26 protein-coding genes and 1 tRNA gene are annotated in these 24304 nt (G+C 32.1%); 18 read left to right on the top strand and 9 right to left on the bottom strand.

Going from position 1 to position 24304, the window contains the following annotated elements; all coding sequences use genetic code 11:
- Nucleotides 1-7 precede the first annotated feature (7 nt).
- Nucleotides 8-778, bottom strand: coding sequence for an NAD+ synthase (locus Q0P94_RS02770; protein WP_295113615.1), 771 nt, complete (start codon nucleotides 776-778; stop codon nucleotides 8-10).
- Between the two features lie 84 nt (nucleotides 779-862).
- On the opposite strand from Q0P94_RS02770, the gene Q0P94_RS02765 reads away from it, so the two are divergent.
- On the top strand, nucleotides 863-1258 hold the full coding sequence (locus Q0P94_RS02765; protein WP_295113573.1) for a nuclear transport factor 2 family protein: 396 nt from the start codon (nucleotides 863-865) through the stop codon (nucleotides 1256-1258).
- Between the two features lie 132 nt (nucleotides 1259-1390).
- Nucleotides 1391-2404: a TRC40/GET3/ArsA family transport-energizing ATPase gene (locus tag Q0P94_RS02760; RefSeq protein ID WP_295113572.1), complete on the top strand. Its 1014-nt coding sequence runs from the start codon at nucleotides 1391-1393 to the stop codon at nucleotides 2402-2404.
- 38 nt (nucleotides 2405-2442) lie between these two features.
- Here Q0P94_RS02760 and Q0P94_RS02755 read toward each other — a convergent pair whose 3' ends face one another.
- The 4 genes from Q0P94_RS02755 to Q0P94_RS02740 form a co-directional block, all read right to left on the bottom strand.
- Complete coding sequence (locus Q0P94_RS02755) at nucleotides 2443-2778, bottom strand: hypothetical protein (RefSeq protein ID WP_295113571.1); 336 nt, start codon at nucleotides 2776-2778, stop codon at nucleotides 2443-2445.
- Nucleotides 2775-5669, bottom strand: coding sequence for an Ig-like domain-containing protein (locus Q0P94_RS02750; protein ID WP_295113570.1), 2895 nt, complete (start codon nucleotides 5667-5669; stop codon nucleotides 2775-2777). The genes Q0P94_RS02755 and Q0P94_RS02750 overlap by 4 nt, the downstream gene beginning before the upstream one ends.
- Nucleotides 5670-5795: 126 nt before the next feature.
- Nucleotides 5796-6434 (bottom strand): cobalt-precorrin-7 (C(5))-methyltransferase, encoded by a 639-nt coding sequence (locus Q0P94_RS02745; RefSeq protein WP_295113569.1) that lies wholly within the window; start codon nucleotides 6432-6434, stop codon nucleotides 5796-5798.
- A gap of 1 nt (nucleotide 6435) precedes the next feature.
- On the bottom strand, nucleotides 6436-6819 hold the full coding sequence (locus Q0P94_RS02740; RefSeq protein WP_295113568.1) for a helix-turn-helix domain-containing protein: 384 nt from the start codon (nucleotides 6817-6819) through the stop codon (nucleotides 6436-6438).
- A gap of 111 nt (nucleotides 6820-6930) precedes the next feature.
- Here Q0P94_RS02740 and Q0P94_RS02735 point away from each other — a divergent pair, with 111 nt between their 5' ends.
- Together Q0P94_RS02735 and Q0P94_RS02730 are read left to right on the top strand one after the other, a co-directional pair.
- A complete protein-coding gene (locus Q0P94_RS02735) occupies nucleotides 6931-7731 on the top strand; it encodes a protein-ADP-ribose hydrolase (RefSeq protein ID WP_295113567.1) in 801 nt (266 codons plus the stop codon).
- Nucleotides 7731-8576: a hypothetical protein gene (locus tag Q0P94_RS02730; RefSeq protein WP_295113566.1), complete on the top strand. Its 846-nt coding sequence runs from the start codon at nucleotides 7731-7733 to the stop codon at nucleotides 8574-8576. The genes Q0P94_RS02735 and Q0P94_RS02730 overlap by 1 nt, the downstream gene beginning before the upstream one ends.
- Here Q0P94_RS02730 and Q0P94_RS02725 read toward each other — a convergent pair.
- On the bottom strand, nucleotides 8565-10688 hold the full coding sequence (locus Q0P94_RS02725) for a phage holin family protein (protein ID WP_295113565.1): 2124 nt from the start codon (nucleotides 10686-10688) through the stop codon (nucleotides 8565-8567). The two genes, Q0P94_RS02730 and Q0P94_RS02725, sit on opposite strands and share 12 nt — an antisense overlap.
- Nucleotides 10685-11554, bottom strand: a complete 870-nt coding sequence (locus Q0P94_RS02720) for a metallophosphoesterase (RefSeq protein ID WP_295113564.1) — start codon at nucleotides 11552-11554, stop codon at nucleotides 10685-10687. The genes Q0P94_RS02725 and Q0P94_RS02720 overlap by 4 nt, the downstream gene beginning before the upstream one ends.
- Nucleotides 11555-11634: 80 nt before the next feature.
- Between Q0P94_RS02720 and Q0P94_RS02715 the strand changes: the two genes are divergently transcribed.
- The 6 genes from Q0P94_RS02715 (at nucleotide 11635) to Q0P94_RS02690 (ending at nucleotide 16847) form a co-directional block, all read left to right on the top strand.
- A complete protein-coding gene (locus tag Q0P94_RS02715; RefSeq protein ID WP_295113563.1) occupies nucleotides 11635-12825 on the top strand; it encodes a redox-regulated ATPase YchF in 1191 nt (396 codons plus the stop codon).
- Between the two features lie 30 nt (nucleotides 12826-12855).
- Nucleotides 12856-13416, top strand: coding sequence for a DUF6434 domain-containing protein (locus Q0P94_RS02710; RefSeq protein ID WP_295113562.1), 561 nt, complete (start codon nucleotides 12856-12858; stop codon nucleotides 13414-13416).
- Nucleotides 13413-13727: a TIGR04076 family protein gene (locus tag Q0P94_RS02705; protein WP_295113561.1), complete on the top strand. Its 315-nt coding sequence runs from the start codon at nucleotides 13413-13415 to the stop codon at nucleotides 13725-13727. Before Q0P94_RS02710 ends, Q0P94_RS02705 begins: the two co-directional genes overlap by 4 nt.
- Nucleotides 13728-13779: 52 nt before the next feature.
- A complete protein-coding gene (locus Q0P94_RS02700; protein ID WP_295113559.1) occupies nucleotides 13780-14781 on the top strand; it encodes an SLC13 family permease in 1002 nt (333 codons plus the stop codon).
- Between the two features lie 46 nt (nucleotides 14782-14827).
- A complete protein-coding gene (locus tag Q0P94_RS02695) occupies nucleotides 14828-15376 on the top strand; it encodes a DUF2115 domain-containing protein (RefSeq protein ID WP_295113557.1) in 549 nt (182 codons plus the stop codon).
- 106 nt (nucleotides 15377-15482) lie between these two features.
- Nucleotides 15483-16847, top strand: coding sequence for an MATE family efflux transporter (locus Q0P94_RS02690; protein WP_295113555.1), 1365 nt, complete (start codon nucleotides 15483-15485; stop codon nucleotides 16845-16847).
- Nucleotides 16848-16853: 6 nt separating this feature from the next.
- Here Q0P94_RS02690 and Q0P94_RS02685 read toward each other — a convergent pair whose 3' ends face one another.
- Both Q0P94_RS02685 and Q0P94_RS02680 read right to left on the bottom strand, forming a co-directional pair.
- A complete protein-coding gene (locus Q0P94_RS02685; protein ID WP_295113553.1) occupies nucleotides 16854-17873 on the bottom strand; it encodes a hypothetical protein in 1020 nt (339 codons plus the stop codon).
- A 35-nt stretch (nucleotides 17874-17908) separates the two neighbouring features.
- The gene (locus Q0P94_RS02680) at nucleotides 17909-18307 is read right to left on the bottom strand and encodes a C-GCAxxG-C-C family protein (protein ID WP_295113551.1); all 399 of its coding nucleotides are present in this window, start codon (nucleotides 18305-18307) and stop codon (nucleotides 17909-17911) included.
- A 93-nt stretch (nucleotides 18308-18400) separates the two neighbouring features.
- Here Q0P94_RS02680 and cfbD point away from each other — a divergent pair, with 93 nt between their 5' ends.
- From cfbD to Q0P94_RS02640, 8 genes are all read left to right on the top strand, one after another.
- Nucleotides 18401-19474 carry a Ni-sirohydrochlorin a,c-diamide reductive cyclase catalytic subunit gene (gene cfbD, locus Q0P94_RS02675; RefSeq protein WP_295113549.1) on the top strand — a complete coding sequence of 358 codons (1074 nt, stop codon included), beginning with the start codon at nucleotides 18401-18403 and terminating at the stop codon, nucleotides 19472-19474.
- On the top strand, nucleotides 19471-20067 hold the full coding sequence (hisH, locus tag Q0P94_RS02670) for an imidazole glycerol phosphate synthase subunit HisH (protein WP_295113547.1): 597 nt from the start codon (nucleotides 19471-19473) through the stop codon (nucleotides 20065-20067). The genes cfbD and hisH overlap by 4 nt, the downstream gene beginning before the upstream one ends.
- A 2-nt stretch (nucleotides 20068-20069) precedes the next feature.
- On the top strand, nucleotides 20070-21434 hold the full coding sequence (locus tag Q0P94_RS02665) for an AIR synthase-related protein (RefSeq protein WP_295113545.1): 1365 nt from the start codon (nucleotides 20070-20072) through the stop codon (nucleotides 21432-21434).
- 51 nt (nucleotides 21435-21485) lie between these two features.
- On the top strand, nucleotides 21486-21923 hold the full coding sequence (locus Q0P94_RS02660; protein ID WP_295113543.1) for a hypothetical protein: 438 nt from the start codon (nucleotides 21486-21488) through the stop codon (nucleotides 21921-21923).
- A 51-nt stretch (nucleotides 21924-21974) separates the two neighbouring features.
- Nucleotides 21975-22048 (top strand) — tRNA-Arg (locus tag Q0P94_RS02655).
- Between the two features lie 21 nt (nucleotides 22049-22069).
- Nucleotides 22070-23332, top strand: coding sequence for a tRNA pseudouridine(13) synthase TruD (truD, locus tag Q0P94_RS02650; RefSeq protein ID WP_295113541.1), 1263 nt, complete (start codon nucleotides 22070-22072; stop codon nucleotides 23330-23332).
- 8 nt (nucleotides 23333-23340) lie between these two features.
- Entirely contained in the window at nucleotides 23341-23895 is a 555-nt protein-coding gene (locus Q0P94_RS02645) for a zinc ribbon domain-containing protein (RefSeq protein WP_295113539.1), read from the top strand.
- 14 nt (nucleotides 23896-23909) lie between these two features.
- Complete coding sequence (locus Q0P94_RS02640; protein WP_295113537.1) at nucleotides 23910-24299, top strand: DUF126 domain-containing protein; 390 nt, start codon at nucleotides 23910-23912, stop codon at nucleotides 24297-24299.
- Nucleotides 24300-24304: the final 5 nt, after the last annotated feature.

The raw sequence follows: 24304 nt of genomic DNA, 5'->3' as shown, positions 1-24304 counted from the left end.
ATCACCATTATAAGATTGTTTTTTGAGGACTTTCAGGAACTTTGCTTTTGTGTCTGTTCCGGTTTATTTTATTAATAATCATATCAACATCATCTTGTGATATTTCTAAAATTTCAGAAATTTCACTGTCTTTTTTGTCATTATCAATGTATTGATAAAGAATTTGATCGATTAAGTCATAAGACATTCCAATTTCTGCTTCATCAGTCTGATTATTCCATAATCCTGCACGAGGCGGTTTGTCAATAATCTCCTGTGGAACCCCTAAATATTCACTTAACCTGTAAACATCAGTTTTGTATAAATCTCCAATTGGTTCAATATCACATGCGCCGTCCCCATGTTTTGTAAAATAACCAATTAGAATTTCACTTTTGTTACCTGTTCCGCTGACGAGGTAATTTTTAGCATTTGCATAGTAATATATGATTGACATTCTAATTCTAGCTTTGAGGTTTCCGATAGCTAAATTATTTTCTTCAAGTTGGGTCATTAATAAAAATTCATTTAATATGCTGTCAATAGCTATTTCTTTATATTCAATTCCTAATCCTTGAGCTATTGAGATTCCGTGAAGTTTATCTTCTGTTGGTGTTGTGGTAGATGGCATTATAATTCCAAATACATTTTCTTTTCCAACAGCTTCACATGCTAAATATGCAGCTAATGTGGAATCGATTCCTCCACTTAAACCAACAACTATTCCATCAGTTTTAGCTTCGTTTACTTTAGATTTAATGAAATTAACAATGTCTTCTTTTGTTTTTTCTACGTTAATTTTTGGAATTTCACTAATAGTTTCACCAACCTTTAATCATTCATACATAAATTATTATGTATTTATTAATTTATATAGTATATTATGTCAGATGTAGAATTAATTTGTGAAAAATCTTTTTCAAATGCCGATGAAGAGATTCTTAATAGATTTATTGAATTTCAACAGGCGTTAATAGATAAGGATGAAGATAAATTAAATGAAATCATTGATGAGAGTTACCAGTTAGTTCATATGTCCGGTAAAACTCAATCTAAAAGTGAATTCATTGGCGAAGTGATGGATGGAACACTCAATTATTACAAATCAGAAATTGGGGAGCCTACAATACTTTGGGGTGATAATAATGCTGCTTCTCTGATTGCTGATGTAACATTAACAGCTAAGGTATACGGGGCTCGTGGCAAATGGACTTTAAATACTGTTGCTACGTTTATAAAAATTGATGGTGTATGGTATTTTGGAAAATGGGACAATTAATTTTTTAATTAGATTAAATCTCTTCCCAATTATATTCTTGATGTCGGTTAACCTATCAAATAATTTATATACTTGATTAATTAAAATTACATTTAGTAACTAAAATCTATCTTATATAAGGAGGTCATTTATTTGGCATTTAGAGATTATTTCAAATTTAATAAGGATAAAACAACATTTATTTTTGTAGGTGGAAAAGGAGGAGTTGGAAAAACTTCTGTTTCTTCTGCTACTGCATTATGGTTAGCTGAACAGGGTAAAAAAACTTTAATTGTATCAACTGACCCGGCACACTCTTTAGCAGATTCTTTAGAAGTTCCAATTGGAAGTTATCCTCGTGAAATTAAAACTAATCTGTTTGCAGTTGAAATTGACCCTGATGAAGCAATGGCTCAAAAGCAAGCTGCACTTGAAGCTCAAAAAGCTGCTAATCCATCCGATGAAGGAGGATTATTGAATATGGACTTTTTAACTGATCAACTGGATATGGCATCCTCTTCTCCTGGTGCTGATGAGGCGGCTGCATTTGAAATGTTCATGGCTGTAATGAATTCCGATGAATATGATGTTGTGGTATTTGATACCGCACCAACCGGACACACTTTAAGGTTATTGTCCTTCCCTGAAGTAATGGACTCTTGGGTTGGTAAATTGATGATGGCTAAAGCAAAATTGGGTAGTGCTACCAATGCTCTTAAAAAAATCATGCCATTCATGGAGGCAGTTGATGATCCTCAAACTTCTGAAGATTTAAAAAGAACTAAAGAAGAAATTGACAAGGCAAAAGAGATTTTATCAGATCCTGACAGAACAACATTTAAAATGGTTGTTATTCCTGAAGAAATGTCAATTTATGAATCTGAAAGAGCACTTGAAGCACTTGGAAAACATGACATCACTGTTGACAGTGTTATTGTAAATCAAGTAATGCCGGATATTTGTGACTGTGATTTCTGTCATTCAAGACATAAATTGCAGCAAAAACGTTTGGCTTTAATTGATCAGAAATTCCCAAATCAGCATATAGCTGAAATTCCTTTATTCAAAGATGAAGTTAAAGGTCAGGACAAATTATTAAAATTAGCTCACATCTTATATGATGATGAGGACAATGATGAAGTTGCACAGGAAGCTATTGTGTTGTAAAAAAATTAAAAAAAGTTAAAATTTAAATTTTAACTTTATTATTCTTCTTTTTTAAAAAACCATTGACAAAACTCAGCAATAATTAATATTAAAAATATTGTCCAAGTAATATTGAAATTTTGGATTGTTATTAATTCAAATATTGCAGAAAGCACAAATATAATGGTTAATATTCGAATAATTATGTGTTGATTTTTGAATATATCAATAATTCTGTTTTTATCGGTAATCAATACTTTTAATATAAATATTGAAAGAATTGCTGTTACTAGTGCCCATATTAGGATTAATATTTCATTTCTAGTGCATGCTATTAAAAATAACAAGATAAAAAATATAACTCCCAATACTTCTAGAATTGTATTATTTTTCATTTGATTACACCTTTCCAGCTTTCATCCCAGTATTTTGTAGGAATGTTGATGGGACTCCAATATTCATCTTCAAAGTATGAATAAGTTTCTTTTTTAGTTAATTTTCTGGTTTTTCCATTACTAATATATAATGCATCCTCTCTATTTAAGGAATTGTCTTTATTGACGGTAACTTCCACATAATCATATCCTCCCTGCATATTGGGAATGTTGTAAATTTTTTTGCCTTGCAAATATCCTCCTCGTGTGAATGTAAAGTAATCATAAGCATAATGCCAGTCATTTTTTGCAATCATATCATTTTTAATTTTGTTTCCAATACTTTGAATGCTTATCATAGGGGAAACAAGTAATGATAATGTTATCATAGGGCCTGTTGCCACTTTACTTGCAAGACTAAGAGTTGTAGAAGCAATGCTTGTTCCTACTGAAATAATAGGTTGTATATTTTTAAATATATTATTTAAGAAATTATTTGCATTTTTTGTAAATTGATTAAATGCATCTTTAATTCCTGCAATAATGTCTTTAGGACTTGTCAAAACTGAACAACAGTCATGTGCTGTTTTAATGGATGATCCTTTATATGCAAAATTATCGTTACTCATCAATACGTTTGCAACGCCATTTGTTGAGTTTAATACAATTACCGAATTTTTTCCATCTTCACAAATTATATAAAACATCTCACCAAGTTCTACAACACTAAATAAATTTGATTTGATTGCATTCATGATATTGTCTAGGGAATTTGTAGTGTTATATAAGTATCTAGAGCCTATTTTTTTCATAGAATAATCTTCTATTTTGGGTAAAATGATGGAATTCATTAATCTAAATAATTTTATATTTGATGCATCCGTTCCTTTAATATCCATTCCCATATCGGCATTTAAAATATGTAGATATGTGTCTTCAAGGTTTATTCCTCCCAATATTGTTAATGTGTGTCCACGTTTCCAATTAATATTAAAATCTTTCGAATATCTTTCAGCTATTTCATCTGCAAGCCATGCTGTTTCAAGTGAAGCTAAATGCATGCCATATAGGTTCATCAATCCAAATTTAGTGATGTAATTTGGGTTTTTATTAATCCAGTCTTCAAGTATTTTTAGTGTTACTTTTTCATTGATTATTGTGAATGTTTGTAAAACTTCAAATCCGAAATTCTGGCGATATTTTTCACCAAGTCCATAACTTATGGTTTCATGCTTTTCAAGTTCTTCTTTACCATTGATGGTAAATGTCGTGATTATGTCTTCTTTTGAAATGTATCCTACAATATAACTTCCAAACATGCTAAATATTACTGGCTGTTTTGTATTTGCAAATTTCACGCTATTTTCATCAATGTTGTTGTAATTTATATCATAAATTGTTTTTCCGTAAAATTTTGATAAACTGTATTTTAAACCTAATTCATCGAATGAAAGAGTTTTAAAGTTGACTTTTGCTGTAACTTTGTCATTTTTGGTGTAGGTTATTGTTTCAAATCCGTCAAGTCCTTTGTCAGCATACATTCCGAATAGTTCTACATTGTCTGTGCTTGTATCTCTGTAGTCAATTTGAGTATATGTACCGATGTTATAAATTAAAATTCCATTTCCTTTCAGGTTATTTTTATTCAAATCACTTTTGATTCCGCTATTGTCAAAAGGAATAAAATAAGTTTTGTACCCAATATTTGTTGCATCATAACCGCTAATTTGTGTTGTAGTGAATTTATAAATGTTTGAACCAATTTGTATTGTAATATATTGATTTTTTGGCAGTTTTATTATGCCGTCAGTCCCAGTTTTGAGAGAATATACTGAATTATGAAACACGTAGGGCACTGTCACATTAACATAGTTCGGAATTTTGAAAGAATGTGTGAATTCACTATGTTTTATAATTTTGTTGACAGTTATTCGGTTTGTATTTTTTAATCCGTCATATTCGGTTGTTATTGTATACTTTCCAACATCTAAACTGATAGGAAGGCTTGCAATTCCATTTTTATCCGTGGTTTTTGTATAGCTTTTTCCGTTGACCTTTAATGTTACTTTTTTGTTTGGGGATGCCTTTCCATAGATATTTAGTATTTTAACGTTAAATTTACTTCCGTCATCACAGTTCATAGTCAAATCCGATGTTTGTATCAAAGATTTGACTGTAATGGTTTTTCTGATGGTTTCAGAAGTTTTTGAATTAATTGAGCTAATGCTATATTTTCCGGGTTTTAAATCAATATTTAATTTGGCAACGCCTTTGGTGTTTGTTTTAACGGAATATGTTTTGCTGTTCAGTTTGAATTTAACTGCAGTTTCCTTTAATAGCTTTCCTTTCTTGTCATATAATGTCGAATAATAAGCGGCACTATTCTTGTAATATTTAGCAAAATCACTGCATTTTATTGTGCTTATTATTGTTACTGTGCTTTTTGCGCTGCTTGGCTGAAATTCATTATTTCCATTGCATGTAGTTAAAACAACATAAGTTCCACTATTATATAATAGATTTAATGATACTTTTCCCTTATTGTCTGTTGTCTTTGTAAAAGTCTGTCCATTGATTTTAATTTGGATTTTTGCATTTTGTATTGCTTTTTTGCCATATGTTAAAGTTGCTGTAAATTTGCTGCCGTCTTTATAATGCATTTTTACATTTGGGGCTGTTAATGTTGTCTTTTTTTTAGCAATATTTGTCGATTGGCTTGCATCTAATATTTCTTTATTATTCGTTATTTCCAGTTTTTCTGTATTTTCATTTTCAACACTTATTTTAGATAACTTGGAATATGGTTGCTGGACACTTGCAACTGTTTCATTTTCGGCAGTGGCCGCACTTACCGCAGATATCAAGAAAATAAATAAGAAAATGAAAAAAATAGTGTTTATCTTTTTATTCATAGTATCTACCTTGATGTTAATTCTTTCAAAATCAACAATCAAAGTATGATTTATTGAATATAAATGATTTAATATTTAAAATAAATAGTAAATGACTTTTAAAATGAATTTTAAGGATAAATAATTCTATTTGATTATCATAATGCACATATATGTAAATTCACTTTGAGCAATATCTTTCAAAGTGGACTCAACAATTCTTTCATTTGGATAACTTAATCTTTCGCAAACTACAACTTTTCGGGTTTCATCAACACCATTATCCAGTAAAAACTGAGCCATATCCTTAACTTTTCTTGAAGGAAGTGCAATTGTGGTTTTTCCGTTGTTTATGACAGGCAAAATATCTTCAATATTTTCTCTTCCATGAAAGGTCATTACGTTTGCATTATCCCATTGGATATGGTTTCTTGCGGCGGCAAGCTGAAGTGAACTAATTCCCGGAATCACTTCGATTTGTTCTTTATCAAATCCTTTTTCTTTTGAAATTCTTAAAACAGTATTTAAGACTCCTGAAAAACCGGGATCTCCTGTTGATAATATTGAAACAGTATTTCCACTGCAAGCTAATTCGACACCTTCTTCGAGTTTGTCTAATAGGTCTTTGACATTGAATGCAATCTTATTGTTGATGTCATCAAATAATTCAATGGCTCTTGTACTTCCAACTGTGTAATCTGATGTTTTAACAGTGTCTATTGCTTTTTTTGTTAGATATTCACTTGAACCGGGACCAATTCCAACAATATATATTTTACCAGTCATTTTAATCATCAATTCTTAAAGTTTGTTTGAAATTATTTTTTAATTCATTCCTTTTATCTTCAGGATAGCTGTCATCCAATTCATCATTTAATGTAAACATGGCGAGTTCATAAACGATTTTATTCATAGACTGTCCATATTTTGTTAAGTAATACTCTGTAGTGATAGGAGTGGTATTCAAAACTCTTTTTTCAATTAATCCATTTTCTTCCAAATCTTTTAAACAATTTGACAATACTTTATTGCTTAATTTAGGTTTATCTTCCTTAAATTCCTTAAAATGTTTTTTTCCAAAAAACATGTCACGAATAATTTGAATACTCCATTTTTTACTGATTAAATTCAGTGTTTTATCGACGGGACAAACTATTTTTTCATTATTCATAATTAAAAATTGATTTAATTATTATTTAAATGGTTACTTTTTTCTCACCTGGTTTCTTAAAAGTTACAAAAATCATTTAAATACCTTAAATTAAATTATTTAGTAACTATTGTGGGAGGGATTAAAATAAACACTGCTGAACAGTTGGATTTTTTAATTAGATATCTGGCTGATGAACATGATGATGATATTAACATTCCCGATGATTATCAGTCAAAAAGAAATTTGTTGAGGGCACTGATGAATATAAGAATGCCTGGTGAACTTTCCTGTGAGTTTTTAAAAGTTCAGGATGAATTTTTAACAAAGGAAACATTAGATAAAGATTTAACTTCCGTTGAAGATATTGATGAGGTAAAAGATAGAATAATGTTGTGGCAGGGTGATATTACAACTTTAAATGTTGATGCCATTGTCAATGCTGCCAATTCCAAATTACTGGGTTGTTTTATTCCTATGCACAGCTGCATTGATAATGTGATTCACTCTGCAGCAGGTTTGCAATTGAGGGAGGAGTGTAACAGAATCATGAAAGTTCATGATGGGGATGAGGAAGTTGGAAGTGCAAGAATTACGGGCGCTTATAACTTACCTTCAAAGTATGTAATCCATACAGTTGGCCCTGCAATTAATCCGGGTTCAAAACCATCTGTAAAAGACAAAAATGATTTGGCAAGCTGTTATAGGTCATGTTTGGATATTGCAAGTTACAATAATCTGGAATCAATTGCATTTTGTTGTATTTCCACAGGTGTTTTTAATTTCCCTCAGGATTTGGCTGCGGAAATTGCAATTAAAACAGTAAATGAATTTTTAAACAATACTGAGACCACTTTGAAACATGTAATTTTCAATGTCTTTACTGATGAGGATTATTCGATTTATAAAAAATTATTATTTGGTGATGGTTAATGGATAAGTTTGTTTTAAGACTGGATAAAGCTAAAAAAGCTATTGATGATGCTGATCATATTCTTATAGGTGCAGGTGCGGGACTTTCTACTGCAGCAGGAATTGAATATACTGGAAAACGTTTTGAAAAATATTTTAAAGATTTTATTGAACGATATAATTTTACAGATATGTATTCATCCGGATTTTACCCATTTAAAACATCCGAAGAAAAATGGGCCTACTGGGCAAGACATATATTTGCAAATAGGTATGATGTTGGAAAAACAGATGTTTATCAAAAACTGTTGAAATTAGTTGAAAAAAAGGATTATTTTGTTTTGACAACTAACGTTGAGTCACAATTTTGGATAAATGGTTTTGATGATGAAAGAATTTTTGCAACTCAGGGCGATTATGGACTATTGCAATGCAGTAAACCATGTCATGATAAACTGTACTCTAATGAAGACAAGGTATTTGAATGGTTGGATAAAACTGAAGATTTTAAAATACCTTCTGATTTGGTTCCTAAATGTCCAGTTTGCGGAGAGGAAATGGAATTGAACTTAAGAGTGGACAACACTTTTGTCGAAGATGTAAAATGGCATCAGATGAATAACAATTATTCCAATTTCTTGAATAATGCTGATGGCAAAATTGTATTTTTGGAAATTGGAGTCGGCTATAACACTCCAGGAATCATACGATACCCGTTTGAACAGATGACTTACAATAATTCTGATGCAACATTAATAAGATTAAATAAAGATTTTCCTGATGCAATACCTGAAAATAAGAATAATACAATTAGTTTTGATGAAAATGTTGGGGAAATTTTGGACTATTGGCTTTCAAGAATTTAGTTCATTAATTTCTTTTTTCAAGAATTTATAAATGGATTCTGCACCAATCAGTTCTCCTGGATTTTCCCATTCTGAAGGATATAAAATAAATGGTTTGCTTTGGTCTCCTCCAAGCCCTCCATGGCTTCCTATTAATTCTTCAAATGCACATACTTCATTATTTTTTTCATCATAAAAACTATTGACTAGGATGTCGGGCATATTCTCGAAATCATTATGTCTTTTAAGATGTCTTGTAGCATTTTTGCCGAATTTTTCAAGAGGATTTTTACCAACGACTTCATCACTGTCAAGGTAATAGATTCCGTCTTTGCCTATAATCATTCCGCCATTTTGCATGGAATTGACTAGTATGAATCCGATTCCGGAATGTTTTACAAGTCCTGGAATCAAATCAGGAAATAGCATAACGATTTCCTCATAATTCAAACGCTGTTTCCATTGGGTCAGATAAATTAAACCCATATTTCCTGAACCTAAAACAATCAATTCAGAATCTTTTACCTTTTTGGTACTATGTTCGTTTGCTTCATATCCCTTAATATAATCCAGGCTGTTTGAATATCTTTTTTGCAGGTTTTTATATTGTTCATTTTCAAAGATTATTGCAGGTTTTCTATTTTCAATTTCATCTTTTAAATTATGCAATAATCCATCTTCTTCAAACAAATCGTCACGTATTGTTTTAACTTTTTCTTTAATAGTTTTTAATTGCTTATTTTCTGGCATAAGTGCGTCTCTGAAGTGGTCGATATTGTATTTATTTTCAAAAACTTTTAAATCGTCTGGAAGTAATCTTCTAACGTAATTTCTCAATGTTATTCCGTATCTTTGTTTGAAAGTTGCACCGTTACTTTGTCCATGGTCGGACAATATTACTAACTGGTAATCTCTGTCACTCATTTCAATTGCGGAGATTAATCTGGAAATCTGAACATCAATCTGTTTTAAAACTCCCCACACGTCATCATCCTGAACTCCTGAGTGATGTGCCACTTCGTCATATCCCATAAATGTCGCATAAGCGGTGTCAATATCTCCAGTTAATATCTCATTGGTCAATACATCTGTTGTTGCTTCTCTTAAAACAACATTAGCTCCTGCCCTTATTGCTGCATAAACAATTGTTCTTCTTAATCTTGGCTGTATATTTTTCAAATCATGCATTAACTGTGATTTTAATTCAACCAAAATATCCCATAGGAATAATACAAAAATTCTAGGGAAATTTTGTGAGTCAAGAAATACTGAATGAAGTGTTTTATTATATATTTTGTTTATTTTTTCTAATTTTGAGGAAGTTAGGGCGGATATCTCACTGTCACCTGAAAACATGTTTGCCACACTAATTCCATTAACTAACAACCCATTGCCGTCACTTATTCTTTTTTCAATTATTGGGGCATGGCTTAATTTTCCTGAAACGATAATTTTATTGTTGTTTGCCTTTTCAACCCATCTATAAGCCACAATATTTTCATTGTTACCATGCAATATTCCCGCTTGACTAGCTCCTGTCTGTGAAGAAAGATCGGTTTCCCATTTTTTCAAAGTGTGGGTTTTCTCATCAAGCCAATTTTTAAGTGTGGGCATCATATTTTTGTCAAGTGCTTTTTTTAAGGTATTGATTGAAAGGCCATCAATTTCAACCATTATGACTCCGGGATATTGTTTTTTAATGGAAGATTTCCGTTTAAGCGCATAATTTAGTATAATTTTAATATATCTGTCAAAGTAGTTTGTGTTTGTAATATTTGTAACAAATGTTGTAGCGATTGCCATGAAAATCGGAGCTTCAAAAAATCCGTAAATCCCTACATAAACTCCTGGAATGAAATATGTGGCAATATAAAAAATTAAGGAGTTGATAATCAGTGCACCAATTCCAAATGTCAATATTATGTATTTCATTAAAAATCTTCTAAAAAAAGGCCATAGGAGAGAATTGGCTATGAAAACTCCTATTACAATAATAAATAAATTATACCAAGGTCCGTAACTAAAATCACCTGAAATGTAATCAACGATTATTATTGCAACAATGTTGGACAAAATTAGCAATATTGTTGTTATCATTGTTTTTAGGGAACTGATAACTTTATTTTTAATCATTCTATCTCTATTTTTTGTTTGTTTTTAGTTTTTAGGGTTATAATTGTAATTTCAGGTTTACAATTGATTCTTATTCTAAATGAATTTGTTCCAAGTCCTTTACTGGTGTATTGTATCATATTTCCAATTTTATAAAGTCCAACTGGATATTTTGTTGAATTCGGACCTCTGAAAGGTGTTGTTTCAAATTTCGGAATAATGAATTGTCCTCCATGAGAATGACCTGAAATTTGCAAATCAAATTTGTTTGTTTGGGAGGATTCCTTTGCAAAATCCGGTTCGTGTGCAAGTAAAATGCTTGTGGTTTTTTCTGGAAGTCTTTCCAATACTCTATCCAAATTGTCTGCACAGACGGTGTAGCTATCAACACCACATAAGCTTAAGATTTCATCTCCTTTTTCAATGTTGTATACATCATTGCTTAAATCAACAATATTTGCATTTTTAAAGATTTTTCTGATTTTATCTGCACCCATCCAATGGTCATGATTTCCTAAAACACCAAATTTTCCATATTTTGCATTTAACTTTTTAAATGAATTTTCCAATGATTTTTCATATTCATCTATCACATAGGAGAAATAATCTCCAGTCAATGTAATTAAATCAATATTTAAAGTGTTTACATAATCGATTAAATCATCTAAGTATTCCGGATTAATCCATTGTCCCAAATGAATATCTGTTAAATTTAAAATCCTAAAATTATGAAAATTCCAACCTAAATTATTTAATTCAATGTCAATCTCAACTAGATCAATTTTCTTTTCGCTGAAGGTCTTGTCGGGTAGGGAATAGTTCATTGCATCCTGAATTCCTTGGCGAATTTTCATTGCTTGAGGTTTTTTGATATCATCATTTTTCATTGTTATAATATATGTTTTATGAAACTATTTATAATTTTAAAAACATAAATTAAGATGTTATAAATTATTAAGTGATTATTATGCTTCAAATTGCAGTTTGTGGAAAACCGAATGTTGGAAAATCATCTTTTTTCAATTCAGCAACTGCGTCTACGGTTGAAATGGCAAATTACCCATTTACAACCATTGATGCTAACAAAGCTGTAGCACATGTAATTAAAGATTGTCCATGTACAGAATTGGGTGTTACATGCAATCCTCACAATTCAATATGTATTGATGGAAAAAGATTACTTCCAATCGAATTAATTGATGTTGCAGGATTAGTTCCTGGAGCACATGAAGGAAAAGGATTAGGTAATAAATTTTTAGACGATTTAATGCAGGCTAAAGTATTTATTAATGTTATTGATGCTTCAGGTTCAACAGATCTTGAAGGAAATCCTGTTGATGCTGGAAGTCATGATCCATTAGATGATTTGGAATTTTTGGAAAATGAAATTGTAATGTGGATGTATGGGATTTTATCAAAAAATTGGGTTAGGCTCATAAGAAAAGTCGGTGCCGAACACTTGGACATTTCAAAAGTATTATTCGATCAATTGTCAGGTACTGGAATAGCTATTGAAGATATTATTGAAGCTAAAAGGAATATAGAACCTGACTACAACAAATGGGAAGAAGAGGACTTGATTGAACTTACAAGAAATATCTTGCACATTGCAAAACCTATGATGATTATTGCTAATAAGGCTGATTTGCCTACTTCTGCAGATAATATTGAAAGAATTAAAGAAAAATATCCAAATGTAATTCCAACATCTGCCGAATCTGAAATAGCGCTTGTAAGGGCAGCTGAAGCCGGTTTGATTAGTTATGTTTCAGGTGAAGATCACTTTGAAATATTAAAACCTGACGAATTAAATGACAATCAAAAGAAAGCTCTTGAATATATTCAGACTAATATTCTGGATAAGTATGGAAGTACTGGAGTTCAGGATGCCTTAAATTATGGTATTTTTGACTTGTTGGATAATATTGTAGTTTATCCGGTTCAGGATGAAAATAAATATACTGACCAAAAGGGCAATGTCCTGCCGGACGGTATTTTACTTAAAAGAGGCTCAAATCCACGTGAACTTGCATATCAGGTTCACACAGATATTGGAGATAACTTTATGCATGCAGTTGATGCAAGGTCCAAAATGCGCATTGCCAGTGATTATGAGCTAAAAGACGGCGACATTATCAGTATTATAACAAGAGGATAAATCCTCTACTTTTTTTATTTTAAGATTTTCATGTCAAAGTTATCAAAAAATTTAAAACCTGAAGAATTTAAGCAATATTATTTTTTAAAAGATGAATTAAAGGATTTTTGCAGGTCTGAAGGATTGAAAGTCAGTGGAAGTAAAATTGATTTGGAAAACAGAATAATCCATTATCTGAAAACGGGTGAAGAATTGGTTGAACATTCTTCAAGGCAATTTTCCTTTCAGCAACCTTCTGAAATTTCATTGGACTCTCAGCTGGGTGAAAATTTTAAATGCAGTGAAGACAAAAGGGAATTTTTTGAAAAAGAAATAGGCAAAGGTTTCAAATTCAAAGTAAAATTTCAAAAATGGCTAAAATCTAATCCTGAAAAAACTTATAGGGATGCAATAGATGCTTATCATCTAATTCAATATTCAAAAGAAAAAACAAAGATTGATAAACAATTTCAGTATAATCAATATATAAGAGATTTCTTTAAAAATAATAATGACAAATCATTGGATGATGCAATAAAATGCTGGAAATATAAAAAAAGTATTAAGGGCCATAACAGATATGAAGAAAATGATCTGGAGATATTGGAATGAAAAAAGTTAAGATTACCGTCATGAGAAAAGTCAGGCACGATGATTTGATTGACAAATATGAGAATCCGCTGGAGCATGAATGTGATGTTGAGGAAGGTCAGGTCTTTATTGCAAATGGTTGGGCTAAACCGGATAATTTCTGTGATAGTGCATGGGAAAGTCTTTCTCCGTTTGTAATGGGTTTGGCTAATGGTGCTAGCGATTTTTATGATGGATGGATGAAAAATAAAAAATCTGCTATGATATCCTGTAATGACGGTTTTAGGCCGGTAAGTTTTCTTTTGGAAACTCTGGATGAAGATGCAGATTAAAATTTAATTATTTTTAAATAGTTTATTATAAAACTTTTAATAAATTATTATCATGGCTTTTATAATTAATTTTTTCAAAAATGAAACGGTTTTTTCTATTTCATTAATTTTAGCCATACTTTCCTGTTTTTTTGTAAAACCTAATGTTAACTATTTGAATTATATAAATTGGGATACAATTATATTGCTTTTTTTAATCATGACTCTTGTTGAAGTTCTTAAAAACCTGTCCATTTTTGAAATTATTGTTAGTAAGTTATTGTTAAAAATAGGTACTGCCCGTGAACTGGTTTTCCTTTTGGTTTTCACTTGTTTTTTTAGTTCAATATTCATAACTAATGATGTTTCTTTAATCATATTCGTTCCATTTTCTATATTGGCTTTAAAAAAAGTCGGTAGAACTGATTTGTTAATTTTTACAGTTTCCATGCAGACTATTGCTGCTAATGTTGGATGTATGGTTCTTCCGATTGGTGCTCCTCACAATATTGTCATGTACACCATATCTAAAATTCCGTTTGAGTCATTTTTCATGCTTCTTTTACCTTATATTATTATTTCTTTAATATTTTTAGTTATAATGTCATTTTTAATTCCAAATAATCCAATCATTTTGCCAAAAATGAATAAAGTGGAGTTTGTTAAAAAAGATTTCTTTAAAAGAGTTTTTTCAGGTGTGGATTATTATTTGCTTTTAACTTTCATAGCATTATTTATTTTAATTGGCAATCTTCAAAATATTGAATCTTTCGCATTGTTTTTTAGGGAGTGGGTTGTTGGAAATGAGGTAATTTGTGGTGTTGTTTCATCGCAGATAATTTCAAATGTTCCGGCTGCAATGTTGTTAAGCGGTTTTAGTAGTAATTATGAGGCAATAATTGTTGGAATAAATATTGGCGGTTTTGGAAGTCTCATAGCATCTATGGCTAATTTAATCTCATTTAAAATTCTCATTCGTGAACGTGATGAATTTAAAGTTAGATATTTGTTAGAATTTACGGCACTGAATATTGTATTGTTGGTAATTTTATTGGGTGTTCATTTTCTTACTTAAAGGTTATATTGCAAAAAATGTAATATCTATTTAGGAGATTTTTGCCATGAATGATTCGTTAAAGATGTATGATGATTTTTCAAATGTTGTTTCAAATGAAGAGAGTATTTCTACAGAATCTGTTTTAGATATTTTAAAGGAATATTCCGCCACTATTTCCGTTTTCGATTTGATGGCTGTTAATGCAGAAATGATTGAAGAAAGTAAATATGTGCAGGATAGTTACAAACATAAAAGTCATGCCGTATATGCAAAATATTTTTTAGGGCGCATTAAAGATGTTCATAGCGATAATAATAGTTATGACCATGATATTGACAAGGAAGAGTTTATTGATGCTGTCGCAACTTTAAAATCATATCACATTAATGAATCTGTAACCTCAAAAACCAAATTTCCGTTAATTTACGGAATTATTTCAATTTATACTACTTTTATTTTGGAAGAACCGATTCATCCTGTAGGCACTCCTTTTCCGGGATCTTTATATGTTGAAGAAAAAGATGGTATTTATTATTGCCCTGTAAAGGATGCAAATCTTGAATCTCCTAATGCAGTTTGTAAAATGTGCATTGCAGAACAATTGGATTTTTAATATAGGGTAAAATAATCAATTTTTAAAACAAATATATAATAGTAATTCTAAAATTAAATCCATATTCTATTAAATTTTGGGATTAATTTAAATTGTGACTGATAATATGGCCAATAAAAATGTTGAATTAATGAGGGGAGAACCGGAAATTGCTGTTAAAAAGTTAGCTATTCCAATCATGATATCCATGCTTTTAACAGCTTCATATAATATTGTTGACGGTATTTGGGTTGCAGGACTGGGTCAGGCGGCTATTGCAGGAATTGGTTTTGTAACACCGATTTTCATGATTTTAAATGGAGTTAGTGTAGGGCTTGGAAATGGTGCAACAAGCAGTATCAGTCGTGCAGTGGGTGCAAAAAATCATGACGGTGCCAGCAAATCGGCTATTCATTCAATTTTAATATTTTTAATGGCATCAGTTTTACTGACTTTAGTTTTGCTTTTTATTCAGGAACCTCTGCTTAAATCTTTTGGTGCAAGTGGCCAATCATTAATTGAAGGAATTAAATATGGTACTCCCTTGTTTGCCGGTTTATTTGCATTCATGTTTGCAAATGGTGGAAGTGGGATTCTTCGTGGTGAAGGTGATATGAAAAGGGCCATGTATGCAATGATAGTATCAGTAGTTTTAAATTTTGTGTTGGATCCTCTTTTCATTTATGTTTTGGGCTTAGGATCTGCAGGAGCTTCCCTTGCAACAATTATCAGTTCTTTAGGTTCAGCTATCGTAATAATGTACTGGATTTTAATTAAAAAAGATACTTATGTTGATGTCACCTTTAAAGGATTTGAATTCGATTTTGGCGTTGTAAAGGATATTTTAAAAGTTGGTATTCCTGCCTCTCTGGACATGTTCATGATGTCACTTGCAATGAGTTTTTATTTGATGTTTGTTGCATCAATTGGCGGTGAATATGGTATAGCTGCATTTACATCCGGTCAAAGATTGTATTTATTTGGAATAATGCCATTAACAGCTATTGCTAGTGCTGTTGCTGCAGTCAGCGGGTCTGCTTTCGGTGCCCGTAACTGGGATTATCTTTCAAGAACTCATATTTATGGAACTAAATTTGCAATGATGTTTTCAGTTGCAATAATGCTTGCTCTTGTAATATTTGCACCGCAATTGTCATTAATTTTTGCATATACTCCCGAAACAGCTCCGTTAATTCCTGAAATTACAAATTTCTTAAGGATTGCGTCATTCGGATTGCTTTTGGTTGGTATTGGTATGCCTTCAAGCTTTTTCTATCAGGGAATCGGAAGAGGAACTACAAGTCTTTGCTGGACAATTATACGTGAGTTGATTTTAACCGTTAGCTTTACTTATTTATTTGGTATTGTATTTGGTTGGGGATTAACAGGTATTTGGGTAGGTCTGGCTGTAGGTAGGATAATTGCATCTGTTCTGAACTTTACTTATGCAAGATATACAATTAGAAAACTAAAAAATACATTAAATTCCTGATATTAATTATTCAAAGGTGAGGTCTGGTTGGTTGTTTTTTTGATAAGCGTACCATGTACTGTTTTCAATCAGGAATTCTTGTGCTAATTTTAAGATTAGCTCTTCACTTTCTTCTTCATTGTTTTGCAATATTTTATTTATGCACTGTTCGTACAACATTTCCATTCTTCTGTGATCATCGATTGTATTTGATAATGCCATCTTTCCGTAATAACTTCCAACAAATAATGTTATTACAGACATTGTTCCAAGCACTATTTTTAAAACTGCACGAATCATATCAACCTGGTCATATCCGACCATTATGTTCCACTGTTGAAGTGCTGTTAAAATTCCATTGAGAATATCGATGTTTATTTCTCCTGTTGGGGATATCATCATGTAGATTTCGAATAATGCGGCAATAAGGTAAGTAGCAATTGTAATATAAATTACTCTTCGTCCGGTTCTGCTTTCCTTTTCGTGTTGTCTGGTTAATCTTACGCGAGCTTTGTAATGGTAATCGCGCTGATTTCTAATCCAACAATTTATAATTGGTTTTTTTTCATTTGTATTTGTTTGGGGCAATTCAGATAATACTTCATTGATCCATGGCACACCTGCCTTCACAAACCATGGTAAAATATCGCTTACGTTCTTCTTAATGCCGGCTATCGAAAGAAAATACTGGACCCGAAGACATTCCGCAAGTAATCTGTATTGTGTATATTTTCTGTGAGATTCTTTCCTTTCAGTGTATTCTAAACTGATGTATATGAGAATAATGCAGACTATACATCCGAAAACAAGTAAGTGTAATTCAGCTTCATCATAAAGAAGGAATAAAAATGCTGTTGCAGCTCCAAAAACTGACAAAAACCAAAGGTTCCAGTGGTGTGTTTTTGCATGTTCCATGCTCAAAACATCAGCAGCCCCATATAATTCATCAATTTCTTTTAGTATTGGGTCAGTTATTCCATCCTCAATATGTGTAAAATTTTCATTACAATTCTCTTTATCCTTTAAAAAAATCTCTGTTTCCTTCATAGATGTTGAATGTTTTATTTTTTGTTATTAATAAATTATTCTTTCATTATGTCAGCTACTTTATTTGCAATAAAAACACAACAGTCCACGCATGGAGATTTGTCTTCACCGTTTTTACTGATTTTATCGCAACGGACGGTTCCATATTCTTCTTTAAATGAGTTGAAAATCTCTTTGGCATTAGCTTTGATTATGGATGTGTCGTCATTAAGTAAACCATTTGCTATTAGCGCTCCGGTTACGGCACCACATGTTCCTTCATCGAATGTTCCTCCCATACCTCCTGCAAATCCGCAAGCTAATTTGCACATTTCTGCTTGGCTTATAGGGTAGTCAGCGGTTTCACAAAGTCCCATTAATGTTGATTCGGAGCAACTTTTAAAAGTCCTGTACTCTCTAATTTTTTCTTCTAAAATTTTTTTATCAAGTTTCATGCCAGTCTCTCCATTCGTTCAATTATATAATTATATTAACTACGAATTTAAAATATTTATTTATTATAAAAAATTTTAATAGGTGAAAAAAATATGCATCCAAGACCAAGTCCAATTGCTGCGTCTCTTTATACATTAAGGGACATGAATGTTGATGTTATTATTATGCATGGGCCAAACGGTTGTTGTTTTAGAACAGGCAGGCTTTTAGAAAGTGACGGAGTAAGAGTCTTAACAACTGCGATGGCTGAAAATGATTTTATTTTAGGCGCCGGTGAAAAACTGGAGGAGACTTTAATTAAAGCTTATGAGATGTTTGAACCCAATCTGATGGGGGTTGTAGGAACATGTGCAAGTATGATTATAGGTGAAGATTTAAAGGAAGCTGTGGCTAATGCTGATTTGCCATGTACTGTAATTCCGGTTGAATCACATGGGGGATCTGGTGAAGGCGATAATACGGTTGGTGCCATAATGGTTCTTGATGCTGCAGTTGAATGTGGTGTAATTCCTCGCCAAGAAGCAGACAGACAAATTGAAATGCTTGAAAAAGCAACACAAGTTGAAAAAACTCGCGGAATGGCGCAGGGTAAATATATTAAACCTAATTTCGGAGATTCAAAGGAATCTGTTGCAAAAGTCGTTGTTCAAGCTATTAAAGATGGAAAAAAAGTAGCGTTTGTTCATAATGCTAAAAAAGAGACTGCTTACTTGTTTGCAGATATTATTAACTTCAACTATGAAGACATTAACAAAGACAATAAGCCTATTATTGTTGCAAATTTGGATGAAAATATTGGGCTTGAAAGAATCAGGAATCATGCAAAAAATATACGTGAAGAATTGCCGATGGGTATTGATTATATTACTGGTGGACTTGATGAATATCCAATAACTGCTGATGCTGCTGCGGATTACTTAAATGATAAAGATTTAGATTTAATTATTGTATTTGGAGTTCCTCATGCATTTCCAATAGAAAATTTCGATGTTGAATCTGTTGCAATTACAGACGGGCCTCGTTTGGTGGAACCTTTAAAAGACTTGGGATATACTCATGTTGTTGCAGAACTTGATGCACATTCTAAAACTCTTGGAACTGATAAAATTGTATTTTCAGACTTTGGTGGAATGATTAGGTCAGCTATTGGGTGGTTGGACGAATGATAACAATTATTGATTATAAAAGCGGAAACTTAAAAAGCATTTCAAACGGATTTAAAAAAATTGGCGCCGATTTTCAAATCACAGATGATAAAGATTTAATTGCTGATAGTGATTATTTGGTTTTGCCGGGTGTTGGTGCATTTGGAAGTGCCATGGAAAATTTAAAACCATTTGAAGATATTATTCATGAACATGTTAACGATGATAAACCCTTTTTGGGAATTTGTCTGGGCCAGCAGGTATTGATGAGTTCAAGTGAAGAATCACCTGGCGTTAAAGGTTTGGATTTATTTAAGGGACATGTTGAGTTATTGTGGGAAGGTGTAAAAATTCCCCATATGGGTTGGAATCAATTGAAGGTATGTAATGATTCACCTATTTTAGAGGGAATTGATAAAGAATTTTTCTATTTTGTTCATTCTTATCATGTTGTTCCGGATGATGAAAATATCATTGCAGGAACTTGTGATTATGGAGGGGATGTTGTTGCATCACTAAACCGAAATAATCTGTTTTCAACACAATTCCATCCAGAAAAAAGCGGTATTGCAGGACTTAAAATTTTAAAAAATTTCACTAATTTGGAGATATAACTATGGATATTGAGGGATTTGTAAGAGCTAGAATAGATGATTACTCATACGAAGATTTAGCAGATATTTTAGCAGTAAGAATAAGGGAATATAAAAATATTTCAGAAGATAATTCAAAAGAAATGGCGAAAGCGGTAATTGATGAGGTTTCTACAACTTTAAAACTACAGGAAAGTGATGATGAATTTTTAAAAGAAATCGCTAATGTTAATAAGGCAGATGTTTTAATGGGCGAAATGGGAGTTGGTTCCCGTGGAGCGGGTGACTTCTTTGTTCACAGAAAAATAGCGGAAATAGTTTCATCCACTAACACTGCCTCATTGGTAAATCCGTCAGAACAGGATGATGGGGGAGTTGTCAAAGCTCCGGCTAATAATGATGAAGTTTATATAACCACCGCTGTAGATGGGATACATTCTCGTTTAAGTGAATATCCTTTCCTGGGTGGTTTTCATGTAACAAGAGCAACACTCAGGGATGTTTGTGTAATGGGGGCGGACCCTGTTGCAATATTAAGTGATGTTCATCTTGCAGATGATGGGGATGTTGCAAAAATATTTGACTTTACTGCCGGTGTTGCTGCAGTCTCAGAACTTGTAGATGTCCCGATAGTTGCAGGAAGCACACTGCGTGTCGGAGGGGACATGGTTTTAGGCGACCGATTTGTTTCAGCTGTGGGAAGTGTTGGTGTATCTAATTATCCGCCAACTGCAAGAAAAGGAGCAACTGAAGGAGACATTATTCTTTTAACTGAAGGCTCTGGTGGAGGAACAATAACCACAACTGCATTATACAACGGATTTTTCGATGTTGTATGGGATACAATGAATGTTAATTTTGTTCAGGCATCACATGCATTATTTGAAGCTGGTCTTGTTAAAGATATTCATGCAATGACTGATGTGACAAATGGGGGACTTAGAGGTGATGCTCATGAAATTTCAAACACCACTGGTGTCGGTTTGGAATTCTATGAAAAGGAAATCCGACAAATGGTTGCTCCAAATGTTTTAAAAATGCTTGAAACTTTAAACATAGATCCGTTAGGTGTTTCAACCGATTCATTGATGTTGATTGCACCTCCGGAGATAGTTGGAGACATTAAAAAGGCAGTTGCTAAATATGATGTTGCAATTTCAGAGATTGGTGAGGTAAACAATTCCGGAGAACCAATTCTAATGAAAGAAGATGGTTCTGATGAGAAATTGGTTCCACTATTTAGGGAAGCGGCATATACTAAAATCAAAAAGTTAGTTGGTGAAACAACTCCTGAAGACTTTGAGGAAATGAAAAGAAAAGTTCAGGAAGCTTCCGATGCTGCAATTGCTAAAAAAGATAAAGTGATAAAACACATTCGTGAAAATTAATTTTTTCACACTTCAACTTTTTTTATTAATTTTAAAATCCTATTATCATTCATGTTGGATGAAAAAGGAAATTTTTTTATTATTGAAGCTATTTTAGCAATTAGTTTACTTTTATTTGTATTTGTAATTTTTAATCATGTTATTTTCACTGAAAATTCTGATTATTCGACTGTAATAAAAGATTCTAATAATGCTCAGGATATAATGGAGATTTTAAGTGGAAAAATTAATTTCACAGATGGAACTTTTGTGGAAGACATTACGTTAATTATGAAGAATGGTAAAAATTCAAAAGAGTCTATTGAAGAGGTTTCACAGATGTGTAAAAATAAATTTTCGAGTTTAAATATTAAAAATTATCAATTCAGTGAAACTAATGTATTAAATAATAAGGTATTGTCTAGTTCTGGAGATTATTCAAATGCAAATAATGTTTCAGTGGCTATAAGAACATGTTATGAGTATTCTTATACATTATCGGTATGGTAATAATTTAAATACTATAAGAATTATATAATTAATTGTTATCTTATTTTGTTTGCCCTGGTGGTGTAGTTTGGATAACACATGGGACTGCGGATCCCATTCCCCGGGTTCAAATCCCGGCCAGGGCATTATTATTTTCCGTGATTACTATGTTAAATGCTAATACTTATGTTACAGCTCAAGAAGGTATTGGTGGAACAATCAGAAACCAATATGAAGACTTTTATGTTGAAGAAATTCCGGAGATAATTCCTGAAGGTGAGGGGCCAAATGTTTATATTTGGATTGAAAAATTGGGAAGAACTACTTTGGACGTTGTTTTGGATATTGCTCGTGATTTACATATTTCCAGAAAAAGAATGGGCTTTGCCGGAATGAAAGATAAAAAAGCTATTACTAAACAATGGATTTGCATTGCAAATATGGATTCAGAAGAGCAACTCAATCAGGTAAAGGCATTGGATGGAAATATTTACAAAACTGATTTTTTAAAGATTGTTCGTGGCCGTAAAAAACTCAGAATGGGTCAGCTTAAAGGAAACAAGTTTAAAATACTCATTAAAGATTTGGATGATATTGATAATAGTGCTGATATAGCTAATGAGGTTTTAAAAGAATTGGAGTCTACAGGTGTTCCGAATTATTTTGGCTGGCAAAGATTCGGTAAACCAAGAACAATTACTCATCTTGTCGGCGAAGCATTAGTTGAAAATGACCTTGAAAAAGCCGTTGCAAGATATATTGGAAATCCTCAGGATGATGAATCTGAGGAAAATCAAAAAGCAAGACAGGCATTTGATGATGGAAATCTCGAAGAATCTCTTAATTTAATGGGTAAAGGAATGAGATATGAAAAGATGATGATTAAGGAATTGATAAGAGATTCTAAAAGAGGGGAGTTGACTGATAAATCATATATGAATGCATTGCATGCTCTTCCTAAACCTCTTCAAAGAATGTTTGTTCATGCTTATCAGTCTTATCTATTTAATGAAGCAGTAAGTAATAGGGTAGAAATGGGAATCAATACATATGTTGAAGGAGATATTGTCATTGATAATGAAGAGCATATAGTTCATGATAAAACTCCTGAAGAATTCCAGGAATTAATTGAAACATTTCAGGCAAGTCCTACTTGTCCACTATATGGTACAAAAGTTCCATTCGCTGGTGGAAAAGTTGGGGAAATGGAAGAGAATATTCTAAAAAATTACAATATTACAAAACAGGACTTCGAAGTTCCAAAAATGCCTCGCTTAGGAAGTCACGGTTTAAGACGTTCTATGAGATTCAAGGTGTGGGATGCATCAGCTATTGCGACTGATGATGGTGTTTTATGCGAATTTTCGATAGATAAGGGATCTTATGCAACTGCAGTTTTAAGAGAAGTTATGAAAAAAGATGTTATTTAGGTGAAATTATGGTAATTTGTCCTGATTGTGGAAAAGATGTAAAAGATGCTAAATTTTGTTCTAACTGTGGAGCTTTACTTACTAAAAGTGAAGCTGAGCCTATTCCAGATGTTGAAGAAATTGATTCTACCTTGGATGAATCTTCTGAAAGTATTGAACAGGAGACTATTGATGTCATTCCGGTGGAATCAAAAAAATTTAAATTCTGTACTAATTGCGGTTATGAACTTAATGGTGAGTTTAAATTCTGCCCTGAATGTGGTTTTGATTTGTCTAAAAAAGTAAATACTGCAAAAACTACTGTTCCAGTTGTTCAAAGTGAAAAAAATATTGTTCTAGCTATTCTTTTAAGTGTTATTTTCCCAGGTTTAGGCCAATTTTATTTAGGGCTTAACCACAAGGGAGTATTATTCTTAATAGCATATATAATCTCAGCTGTTTTGATTTTGTTATTGATTGGATTTTTATTAGTTTTAGTAGTGTGGATTTGGGCATTGGTTGACACAATCCAATCAACTAATGCACTCAACGATGGAGAATATGTTGAAGATAAATTATTCTAAAATAAGTGATTTTTATGATTGAATGTAGAAATATAGCAAAAGGAAAAGCAAAAGGGGAATTGATTGTTTCCACAGAACCTATTAGTTTTCTTGGAGGAGTAAATCCTGAAAATGGTCAAATTATAGATCCAAATCATGAATTGAAAGGAGAAATAATTAAAGATAAAGTATTGTTTATTCCTGGTGGGAAAGGTTCTACTGTTGGTTCATATGTTATTTTTCAGATGATGAAAAATAATACTGCTCCAAAAGCAATCATTTGCCTTAATGCGGAACCGATTATAGCCACAGGTGCTATAATGTCAGACATTCCAATGGTCGACTCACCGGCTGAAACTAAGGATTTGGTAAATGGAACTTTGGTGGAAGTTGATGGGGATAATGGAACCATAGAAATTTTATAGGGGAT

Origin of the sequence: uncultured Methanobrevibacter sp., from assembly GCF_946184425.1 — an archaeon.
Lineage (GTDB): Archaea > Methanobacteriota > Methanobacteria > Methanobacteriales > Methanobacteriaceae > Methanocatella.
The sequence above is the reverse complement of the archived record's forward strand: the minus strand, read 5'-3'. Positions and strand labels throughout refer to the sequence as shown.